This window comes from Pseudarthrobacter sp. RHLT3-21, from assembly GCF_059383495.1.
This window is the reverse complement of the sequence record NZ_JBWZCI010000048.1, coordinates 1-10,303: the sequence shown is the minus strand read 5'-3', so window position 1 is coordinate 10,303 and position 10,303 is coordinate 1. Positions and strand designations below refer to the sequence as shown.

Genomic DNA, 10,303 nt, shown 5'->3' with positions numbered 1-10,303 from the left:
CCTGCCCCTCCGACGACAACGCATTGTCACCCGCGCCGTCAAACGCAAGATGTCCAACTGGCCACTCAAACGAATACCAAAGAAACCTAAGTAAACGGCATTGGGTCTAACTCCAATGCCGTTTACTTAGCACAGGTGTGTTAATCTTTCGGCATGGCGCGTAGTGGATGGGTGACCCCGGAGGGTCCCGAGCGGTTGAGTGACCATGTTTCTCTTGGCGTGTTGACGCGGGTGTTCCCGGCTGATGTGTCGCCCGTCACATCGGTGATGGGAACTCTAGATCGGCTCACGGCAACCATCGAAGAGGCAAGACAAGATGGCCTCGCCGCTGCTCAATTGCGAGGCGGCTTGCGGAAATACGGATACAACCCCTTGGTCAAGACTCCCCTGATTGAGCTCGGAAACGGCAATGTCTGCGCTCCCCAAAGTTCTTTGGTGCTCCGCTCGTTCTCTCCAGAAAATCTCTACTACTTGGGGTGGAAGCAGTGGCCCAAAGATTTCGGAAGAGAGTTTGGGGACAGGGTTGACGCCTACACGGGGAACCAGTTAAACCACACCGGTCAACTCGAAGTCCTACCGGAGATACGCTGGGGCAGGAGTGGAAACCTGTCCGTTGACTGGTTCCTCATCACTCCATCAGCCACGATCCTCATTGAGTGCAAGTCAGCACGAACGACTCTAGACGCTCGGGCTGGCGATACGACGGCTGTTGGGGCGATCAGCGCGAAGCTGCGGCGCGGCTATGAACAGATCAACGAATCCGTCGCACAGATCATGTCAGGCAACAGCAAATTTTCCGCCCTCCCTCGTGACCGGCCGATGATTGGACTGGTAGTCACAGCTGAGCCCTGCTACCTGGCCAATACAGACGACATCAGGGACCGACTGCCGGCTACTGAGATTCCTGTGCTTACCGTGTCGCTCCGCGAGATCGAACACCTGTCATCGCTGCCTGGTGACGTGATCGGAGACGCCCTCCTGAAGGTAGTGAACGATCCGGTTCTCTTCACTTACGACCTATACGCGTCGATCAAGGATGTCGTCGGTGAAGAGAGCTTTGGGCAGAGAAATCAGCTCATCGATGACGCTTACCTGAAGTACGTAATGCCTGAGAAAATGTTCCCTGGGACAAGAGAACCCGACAAGCCGGGCTTCAGGTGAAGCCGCCGCCGACATTGATTTATCGGCCAGGCCCGCTCCGATGCCGAAAACGAACGGATCAAAGCCTCCGCTGCGCGCACCGACGAAGTAGTGACCGGCGCCGCGGTTGGAGGCACCAACACGTCAAGAATGTCCAAACAGGGGGGCAAGGGCAGGACACTGGGACGCGGCGGGCTCGAACGCTAGGACACGGCACGCTGATCGCTGCATTCTTCGTGCTGTAGCGGAATGACCTGCGTTCGCAGGTTCCCCGGGTCTAGCGGTGGATCAGTCCTCCGTTGACGGAGATGGTCTGGCCCGTGATGTAGCTGCTCTCGTCTCGGAGGAGGAAGGCGACAAGGCTGGTCATGTCATCGGGACCTGCGGTGCGGTGCAGAGCCTGGCGGGCCATCATTGCCTCTTTCTGAGCGGCCGACACGGTGTCCCGTGATACTTCTGTGTAGACCGGCCCCGGTGACAAGGTGTTGACCCTGATGCCGAATTCGCCCAGCTCATGGGACATAGAGAACGTCATGCCTGCCACCCCGCCTTTGCTTGCGACGTAGTGTAGATAGCCCTGTCGTCCCATGGCGACGGCATCGGATCCGATGTTGATGATGCTCGCGCCGGCTGAGGCACGCAGTAGCGGCAGGAGCGCTGTGGTCAGCAGCCACGGGCCCTTGAGGTTGACATCCATGAGCCGATCCCATTCGTCTGTGGATATTTCCCAGAACGGCTTCATGGTGATGGTCGAGAAGATGGCGGCGTTGTTGACCAGCCCGTCGACGCTGCCGAATTCTTTCCTCAGCGATTCGGCAAGCTCAGCGCAGCTGTTGGCTGAGGCGACGTCGAGTGTGTGGGCGATGGCTTTTCCCTGGCTGCCGTTCTCGTTGAGGGCGGCTGCTGCCTTTTCCACGCTGTCTGTTGCACGGTCGGCGAGCACGACCGTTGCTCCTTCGTTCACTAGCCTGCGCGCGTAGGCCAGGCCGATGCCCTGTGCCGCGCCGGTTACGACGACTACCTTGTTGGCCAAATCTGTGTAGCTCACGAAAGTACCCATTTCCTGTATGTCTTTTCATCTGCGGGGGCGACCTCGGTGGAGAGGCACACGAGGCAGCCGGGGCAGAAGCTCTGCCTGATGACAATCGGTCTGTCGGTGAATAGTGCCGGGTCCGCCTTCACACCCGGACCTGCGGCGCTTGAGGGGCGTTCGTTCCGGATTGCACGGGTCATGGGCGCTTGGACGGAGTCTCCGACTGTGGCCCCGCAGTGGCGGCATGCGACGGTGCCGGTGTCGGTCACTGCCAGGTTTGTATCGATGTTCATGCCGGTGCTCCTGTCTTTGCTTCGTGGTGGGACAAACCGGCGCGTTCAAGCCGGAGTGTTTGCCGTGCGTTGGTGGTGGCTTCAGAGTCAACGGTGCCGGTTTCATCGACGGCCACGCCGTAGACATCGATGGCGGCCCTGCGTGAGACCTTGCCCTTGAGTACGTCAGCTGCCACCTTCCGGGGTTCGCGCAGCAGCGGGTCACCCAGGCCGCCACCGCCCTGCCAGTGCGTGTAGTACACGTCCCCGACGCCGAGATCGGTCTCGAGGTGCGGCGGCACCGTGTGGGCTTCGCCTCCGAGGTCTCCCAGGGACGAGGGCATCTCACCGGTCTTGAATTGCTCCAGGACATTGGATCCGCGCACGAGAACGTCGTATTGGGTGGCTGCGGGGTATCCGCCGGCCAAGCCGGGCGCCTGAGGCACCGCTTTGCCGGGGGCTGAGACAACCATGTGGACTGCTCCGACCGGAGAGTCGTGGGGGATGAAGCAGCTTGAGCCTCCGGCGCCGCCTCGGTATTTCCCGGGACCGCCGGAGTCTTCCTCTTCGCGGCGCCACAGGTACAGGATCGGGAAGCTGAATTCGTTAATTTCGACGTCCGCAACCCTGCCCATCGGGATGCAGTTCAGGCCGCCGGTATCGACACCGTCGCCGTCGACTTTGGCGCCGAGGCCACCGGCCATTGCGTCGCAAAGCATGGTGACGAATCCACCGCCGCGCTGGTCGACGCCTGCGAGAACAGTGAGGTCCCAGGATCCGCAGCACACACTCATGAGGTGCTCGGAATGTTCCGGGTGGGTGGAGAGCATACTGGCAATCGTTTCCGAGACTGCGTTCTGGGTCGACCAGGCGGAGGCGACAGAGCCCTTGCCGATTCCTGCCGGGAAGATGCAGTTATTGATGGTGCCCGGTTCGCTGATGATCTCGATGGTGCGGTAGATTCCGCCGGGGGCCCACGGGATATCAGGGCAGAGCATGCTCAGCACGATCGGCATGATCCCGCCGCGCAGGCCAGCCATAGTGCAGTTGATGATGCCCTCTACCTGCGGATCGGTACCGGTGAAGTCAAAGATAAGCCGTTCACCGGTCTTGGTCATGTTCAGGACGATCTTGTAGACATTCCGGTCTCCTGCCCTCCCGCCGTCCTGATGCGCCACGGCACCCCAGGTGCCGTCCGGGAGGTCCAGGAGTTTGGCGCGGAGTCTTGACTCGGAGTCATTCATCATGCGTTTCATGACGGCCTTGACGGTGTCGCGTCCGTATTTGTTGATAAGCGCGGTCAGCCGGTCGTGGGCGACGTTGTTGGCCCCGATCTTGGCGCGCAGATCCAGTGCCACGAGTTTGGGGACACGGGAGCGGCGCAGGTAGACGTCTTCAACGTCGGCGCGGACGGCGCCGTTTTCGACGATCTTGATCGGCGGTGTGGGCAAGGACTCCCAGAACACGTCCATGCCGTCGACCGACCAGCTGCCCGGAGAGACGCCGCCGAGGTCGACCTGGTGCGCTACTGCGCCGGTCCATCCGAAGAGCTCTCCGTCGTGGAAGAGCGGTGCGAGGACGGTGACGTCGTTCTGGTGCAGACCGCCGCCGACCCAGGGGTCATTGCACAGGAACATGTCGCCGGGGTTGATGCCCGGGTTGGCGCTGCGGTTCTCGAGTGTCCACTTCGCTGCCATGTCCAGTGAGGAGGCCAGCTGCATGTTGTAAAGGCCGACCTGGACGGTATCTCCGGCTTCGTCCATGATGGCGGCCCCGAAGTCGTTGCAGTCGGTCACGACGACCGATCCGCTCATCCGTTTGATTGCATCGCCCATCTCCTCCGTGATGGCCGCCAGACGGTGACGTATGACTTCGTAGGTGAGGGGATCCAGGCCACCCACGGTCGCGTCGTCGACGATGTGGAGGGACAGTGAGCCGATTCGGCGCTGATCGGCGCGGAGCGGGGCGGGCTGAAGCGCGAACTTTTCAGACCCGGAAACGGGAACGATAGGCATGATCAGTTCTCCTTGTCAGTTGAAGTGGTGGCGTAACGGATGACGAGATTTCCCAGACGGTCGACGGTCGCAGTCGTGCCTCGCGGCAAGGCAACCGTTGTTGTCGGTGCTTCCACGACGGCCGGTCCGGAGATCTCGTGACTCGCGCCGAGATCGCTGTAGTCGTAGATGTCGGCGGGTTCGAGTCCGTTGACGATGTCCAGGAAAACGTCCCTTGTCCCTGTTGGCGCAGGGGGAGTCTCGAGGACCGGGTGCTCGGGAAGTTCCGGCCGGATGGGCAGTGAGCCGACGGCCCGGACCCGGTAGGTGATGACCTGCAGTCCGGCCTCGCGGAAGCCGGATCCCTTTCCGTAGATGTTTTCGTAGAGCTGTTCAAACCGTTCCCCGACCGCCCCGATCTGGTCCGCGTCAAGGGTCCCGGAGGGAACGGGGGTGGAGACCTCGGCCATCTGCATGGTGTAGCGGATGTCGGCCTCTCGTTCGTAGTGGATTTCTGAGAATTCCAGTCCCTGGTCAATCAGGCGTGAGCGCAGTTCCGTCTCGAGCCCGGCGAACGTTTCGTTGACGAGGTCGGCATCCGGCGGGAAATTGTGCGGTTGTGAGCGTTCCATGGTCAAAACGATGTCCGACGCGGCGAGGCCATAAGCGGAGAAGACCGCCGCAGTCGAGCCCAGGGGAACCACGACTTCCTTGACGCCGAGGTCTGCCGAGTAGCTGGCCGCATGGACCGGCCCCGCTCCGCCGAAGGAGTACAGGACGAAGTCGCGGGGATCCTGACCCGAGTTGACCACGACCTTGCGGACGAGGTCTGCGGTCTGGGCGTTTTGAATCGCATAGATGGCCTGGGCCGCGTCGCTTACGGACAGGCCCAGAGGCTCCGCGATGTGCTCCCGGATGGCCTCGGCCGAGAGCTCCTTGTCCAGTTTCTTGCGGCCGCCGAGGAAGTTGTTCGGGTTGACGATGCCGAGCACCACGTCCGCGTCCGTGACGGTCGGTTCGAATCCGCCTTCGCCGTAGCAGGCCGGTCCGGGCCGTGCGCCGGCGCTGCGGGGTCCGACTCGGAGGTTGCCTCCGGCGTCGACCCAGGCAATCGCCCCGCCGCCTGCACCGATCGTGTGCACGTCCACCATGGGGGTGCTGATTGTGTACTGGTTCAGGACGGTGCTGGTTGCCGAGACGGGCTTGCCGTCCGAAACCAGCCCGACCAGGAACGTGGTGCCGCCCATGTCCGTGGAGATGACGTTCCGGTGTCCCAGGGCTGCGGCCATTCGGGTGCAGCCGACGATGCCGCCGGTGAGGACCGAGCCGATCGTGGATACGGCATGTTTGGGTGCCTCGTGCGCCGACACGCAGCCGCCGGATCCCTGCATGATGAGAAGGGAGCCTGCGAACCCACGGTTTTTCAGCTCCTGCTCGAGCGGGCGCAGGTATGCGTCCAGCCTGGGGCCGACCTGGGTATTCATGATGGTGGTCGCGCTGCGGGCGTACTCCCGGATCCGTGGGCTGACCTCGCTGGAGAGCGCCACGTACATGTCTGGCTGTTCCTCGTGGACTATTTCCCGGATCCGCTGTTCGTGCGCGGGGTTGCGGAAGGACCACAGCAGGGACACGGCGATGGCTTCGACACCGTCCGAGAGCATCTGACGGACTGCTGTCCGGACCCCGGGCTCGTCCAAGGGAACGAGCACTTCTCCCTTATAGTCGATCCGTTCGTTGATCTCATGGATCTGCTCGGAAGGAACAAGGGGTGCCGGCTTGGCGGTCCGCGCCATGTCCTGGACCTCGTCGGCGCCAAGACCGGCGTACCGTCCCTCCAGGTTCATGATCGAAATTGAGTCGCCGTGGCCCTGAGTAGTAAGGAACCCGACCTTTGCGACGTCTCCGGTTACGAGCGCGTTCAGTGTCGAGGTTGTTCCGTGCACGATGTAGTCGGTGTCGCCGAGGAGCTGGGATGTAGTCAGATCCAGTTCCAGCGCAAGGTCGTCGATGGCGTTGAGGAACCCTTGCGCGAAATCCGGTGGTGTTGAAGGCGTCTTGGCTGCGGCGACCCTGTCTTGGTGGTCGGCGACAAATGCGTCGGTGAAGGTTCCGCCGGTGTCGATGCCGATGACATATGTCATGTGATTTCTCCGCAATCGATAGATGATGTTGGTGTGCTTAGCTCCGTGGCGCTGACGACTGTCAGCAGGCAAGCCGGAGGTTGTTCTCTGGTGCGGTCTGCTTAGCAGGGTTACAGCATGATGTTCACGGTCTTGAGCTCGGTGTAGCTCAGTAGTTCTTCGATGCTTTCTTCGCGGCCTATTCCCGAAGCCTTGTACCCGCCGTAGGGGACATTGGGGAAGTGTCGGGAGGATCCGTTGATCCAGGTGAATCCGGCCTCCAGTTCACCTATCACCCGGTGCGCGCGCGTGATATTTTCGGTCCAGACGCTGGCCGTCAGGCCATAGTCAACGCTGTTGGCGATCGCAACGGCTTCTTCCTCAGTGCTGAACGTCATAATGGACAACACGGGGCCGAAGACTTCTTCGCGGGCTATCCGGGTTTCCGGGCCAACGTCGCCGAGCACAGTCGGGGAGACATAGAAACCCCGTTCGAACCCGTCCGGCCGGCCCCCGCCGGTCAGCACGGTCGCACCCTCGGACTTTGCGATGTCGATGTAGTCGAGTGCCTTTTGGTACTGGGCGCGGGAAATCATCGTGCCCTGGTCGCATGTTTCGTCCAGCGGGTTGCCGATCGTGAGCGCGTTGACGATCTTGACCACCTTGACGGTCACCTCATCGGCTACGCTCTCGTGCACGAGGAGCCGGGAATTGGACCCGCAGGATTGACCTGACCATGTGAAGTTCATTCCCGCGACGGCGCCGGCAGCAGCCTTGTCCAGATCGGCGTCGGGGAAGACCAACATGGCGTTCTTTCCGCCGAGTTCCAGTGTGACCTCCTTGACGCCCGCCTCTGCGGCGTCGCGCTGGATCGCCCGGCCCGTGGACTCGCTGCCGATGAATCCGATCCGACGCACCTTCGGATGCCGCACTATCGCACGCGGAACTTCGGGACCGTTACCGACCAGAATGGACAGTACGCCCTCGGGAAAAACGTCAGCGGCGAGTTCTCCCAGGCGCAAGGAAGACAGGGGTGCGACGTCGGGAGCTTTGAGGATTACACAGTTTCCCGCGACGAGCGGTGCAGCTATCTTGCACGCAAACATCAGCGGGTGATTGAAGGGCACGATGCGTGCCACGATCCCGATGGGCTCACGGAGGGTCATGTGGATGTTGTTGCTGGCAGGGATGGTCGTCCCCTTCATCTCCAAGGCAAATGACGCGAACATCCGCAGGTGAGCTACCGCCATGGCAACGTCATTGCGGGCATTTTTGATGGGAGACCCGGCGTCTATCGCATCCAGAAAAGCAAGTTCTTCCGCATGGGCCTCGATGAGGTTGGCCAGTCGCTGCACCCTGGCCGCACGATCGGCCGGTATGGTCCTGCGCCAGTCCTTCCTCGCCGTTTCTGCGGCACTGACGGCCGCTTCCACGTCATCCGTGCCGCCGTCCGGTACCTGCGCGATTACAGCCTCGGTCACCGGGCTCAGAACCTCATATGAGGCGCCGGACAGAGCCGGAACCAGCCGCCCGCCGACCAGAAGGCGGAATTTATGGTTGAGCACAGCCTCAACCTTGGACGCTATCAATCCGTCCATGTGTGTTGTCATCGTCATTGATGGAGCCTTTCCAAATCATTTCCCTCCGCCGTGGCCTTCGTCGGGCAGAACGTGCAGAGTGTTTTCAGCGCGACATTCCGCGCTACAGCAGATGAGATTTGTGGCCCGAATTCCCTGGCCATTGCTTCGTCAACCCTGTACCCCCAAAGCTAATGTGACCGCAACCACAGAGCCCTATGATTCTTCTATGAAGAACAAGCCGCCCTATCCTTTGTCCTCCGTGGATAATGCGCTGCTACTCCTGCACCTGCTGCGCGACCAGGGTCAGCTGGGGGTTACCGAGGCCGCCGAGGCGCTGGGTGTGGTGCGGTCGACTGCCCACCGGCTGCTTTCCATGCTCGTCTACCGCGACTTTGCCATTCGCGATGAAACACATCGATACCGGCCCGGTCCGTCACTCTTCGTGTCGGCTGTTGAGAACAGGCCCACATCGGAGCTGACCAGAATCATGTTGCCTCACATGCAAGCACTGCGGGACAGCAGCGACGAGTCGGTCCACTTGTCCGTTCGCAGCGGACGGTGGACGCGGTTCATCGCGACCGTCGAATGCACGCAATACCTTCGGGTCGGTGACCGCCGGGGAACTGCGTTGCCTGCACGTGCCTCCTCGGGAGGCAGGGCCCTGCTGGCAGAACTGACCGATCAGCAGCTGCGCGACCTCTACTACGTAGGTGAAGGTGCCGGCACGGCACCGGACGATGAGGCCCGGCTTGCGCAGGGGGAATGGAATGCACTGGTCCACTCACTGGCACTCATACGGATTAAGGGATATGCCGTCAGCCTGCCGAACACGGAACCCGGGGTGCGTGCCGTGAGCGTGGCCCTGCACAACGAGATCGGGGACGGCGTGGCCGCCCTCTCCATCGCGAGTCCCACGAGCCGTATGAACAGCGCAACGATCGAGAAGCTGGCCGCCGATTTAGTGGCCATCGCCCAGCGGGCCACCAGGAGCCTTGCCGGGTATCGGGAGAATTGAGAGCCGCGGAAGCCTGATGTACCGGCGGGCCCTCATGAATCTGTTCCTCATAGAAGAATCCTCTCGGATCGAAGAAGCGGGCGGCGCACTCTTGATCGGGGCCCTTGCCGGTGGAAGCCGGCCAGACAACGGCTGACGGTAGCAGCCAACTCACTGAGGAGAAACCGGAAGATGAACAGTGGAACTGCAATGGAGCAGGAAAATATGAGCCGGGCCGTGCAGATGGCCGAGCTCGTCGATGCCAATCACATCCTGTTCGACCAGGGCGTACTGGACGCGTTCGGTCATGTCAGCACACGGGTCGCGGACAGGCCCGACAGCTTTCTACTTTCCCGAAACCTCGCCCCGGCGCTCGTCAGTGAAGACGACATCCTCGAGTTCAATCTCGACGGCGAAACTCTGGATCCGCGACCGGTATACCTGGAGCGCTTCATCCACAGCGAGATCTACAAGGCTCGTCCGGACGTGCTGGCCATCGTCCACAGCCACTCACCGGCCGTCGTTCCCTTCAGCATCGTGGACACTCCGCTGCGGGCCGTGATGCACATGGCTGGCTTCCTCGCCAAGCCCACACCGGTATTCGAAATCCGGGACGTCCTTGGAGATGCATCAGACCTGCTCATTCGAACGGCCGAATCCGGCCAGGCTCTCGCGACGTCCCTGGCACAATCACCCGTCCTGCTGATGCGTGGCCACGGTTCAGTGGCAGTTGGAACGTCACTCAAGGATGCCGTCTACCGAGCCATCTACACCGAAATCAATGCCAAGACCCAAGCAGACGCGCTCCGTCTGGGATCCTGCACATACCTCACGGAAGAAGAAGGGGCGGCAACCGTCCCGACCATGAACTCGCAAATCGAGCGCGCATGGGGCATCTGGCGGTCAAGGGCACGGGCCCGCGTGCAGTTCGGAAACGTCTGACCCGGAAGGGATATCACAGTGTCGACCCACGCCCCTGACGACACCATTCCAGGAGGCTTGAGCCGGCGTAGACGGTGCGGAATTTACCGTGCAGGTCATCCCACCGGCCCGGTAACCGGCCTAGTACTACAGTCGCGTTTGTAGAGTGTGGCCGCGGGTTTTGTAGTGACATTGTTGGGCGCGGTGTTGGTGTTTTCGTCGCCAGAATGAGCAGCGGATCACGTGGTG

Annotated in this window: 8 protein-coding genes and 1 pseudogene; 4 read left to right on the top strand and 5 right to left on the bottom strand. The window is 61.6% G+C overall.

Features of this window, described 5'->3' with window-relative positions; genetic code table 11:
- Positions 1-153 precede the first annotated feature (153 nt).
- Positions 154-273 (top strand): annotated as a pseudogene (locus tag AC50YA_RS22865) (IS4 family transposase); the annotation flags it as partial.
- Positions 274-435: 162 nt separating this feature from the next.
- Positions 436-1,161, top strand: a complete 726-nt coding sequence (locus AC50YA_RS22860) for a hypothetical protein (protein WP_494984442.1) — start codon at positions 436-438, stop codon at positions 1,159-1,161.
- Positions 1,162-1,417: 256 nt separating this feature from the next.
- Here the strand turns inward: AC50YA_RS22860 and AC50YA_RS22855 are convergent, their stop codons facing one another.
- From AC50YA_RS22855 to AC50YA_RS22835, 5 genes are all read right to left on the bottom strand, one after another.
- Complete coding sequence (locus AC50YA_RS22855) at positions 1,418-2,188, bottom strand: SDR family NAD(P)-dependent oxidoreductase (RefSeq protein ID WP_494984441.1); 771 nt, start codon at positions 2,186-2,188, stop codon at positions 1,418-1,420.
- The gene (locus AC50YA_RS22850; RefSeq protein WP_494984440.1) at positions 2,185-2,466 is read right to left on the bottom strand and encodes a hypothetical protein; all 282 of its coding nucleotides are present in this window, start codon (positions 2,464-2,466) and stop codon (positions 2,185-2,187) included. Before AC50YA_RS22850 ends, AC50YA_RS22855 begins: the two co-directional genes overlap by 4 nt.
- Entirely contained in the window at positions 2,463-4,460 is a 1,998-nt protein-coding gene (locus AC50YA_RS22845) for a hydantoinase B/oxoprolinase family protein (RefSeq protein WP_494984439.1), read from the bottom strand. The genes AC50YA_RS22850 and AC50YA_RS22845 overlap by 4 nt, the downstream gene beginning before the upstream one ends.
- Before the next feature lie 2 nt (positions 4,461-4,462).
- The gene (locus AC50YA_RS22840; protein WP_494984438.1) at positions 4,463-6,580 is read right to left on the bottom strand and encodes a hydantoinase/oxoprolinase family protein; all 2,118 of its coding nucleotides are present in this window, start codon (positions 6,578-6,580) and stop codon (positions 4,463-4,465) included.
- Between the two features lie 110 nt (positions 6,581-6,690).
- On the bottom strand, positions 6,691-8,175 hold the full coding sequence (locus AC50YA_RS22835; RefSeq protein ID WP_494984437.1) for an aldehyde dehydrogenase family protein: 1,485 nt from the start codon (positions 8,173-8,175) through the stop codon (positions 6,691-6,693).
- 190 nt (positions 8,176-8,365) lie between these two features.
- On the opposite strand from AC50YA_RS22835, the gene AC50YA_RS22830 reads away from it, so the two are divergent.
- Entirely contained in the window at positions 8,366-9,154 is a 789-nt protein-coding gene (locus tag AC50YA_RS22830; RefSeq protein ID WP_494984436.1) for an IclR family transcriptional regulator, read from the top strand.
- Positions 9,155-9,325: 171 nt separating this feature from the next.
- Positions 9,326-10,075 carry a class II aldolase/adducin family protein gene (locus tag AC50YA_RS22825; protein ID WP_494984435.1) on the top strand — a complete coding sequence of 250 codons (750 nt, stop codon included), beginning with the start codon at positions 9,326-9,328 and terminating at the stop codon, positions 10,073-10,075.
- The last annotated feature ends 228 nt before the right edge of the window (positions 10,076-10,303 follow it).

Bases quoted from the DNA above. Each gene is read 5' to 3' on its own strand.
- AC50YA_RS22845 (WP_494984439.1), bottom strand. From the start codon at position 4,460: ATGCCTATCGTTCCCGTTTCCGGGTCTGAAAAGTTCGCGCTTCAGCCC.
- AC50YA_RS22830 (WP_494984436.1), top strand. From the start codon at position 8,366: ATGAAGAACAAGCCGCCCTATCCTTTGTCCTCCGTGGATAATGCGCTG.
- AC50YA_RS22850 (WP_494984440.1), bottom strand. From the start codon at position 2,466: ATGAACATCGATACAAACCTGGCAGTGACCGACACCGGCACCGTCGCA.
- AC50YA_RS22840 (WP_494984438.1), bottom strand. From the start codon at position 6,580: ATGACATATGTCATCGGCATCGACACCGGCGGAACCTTCACCGACGCA.
- AC50YA_RS22825 (WP_494984435.1), top strand. From the start codon at position 9,326: ATGAACAGTGGAACTGCAATGGAGCAGGAAAATATGAGCCGGGCCGTG.
- AC50YA_RS22835 (WP_494984437.1), bottom strand. From the start codon at position 8,175: ATGACGATGACAACACACATGGACGGATTGATAGCGTCCAAGGTTGAG.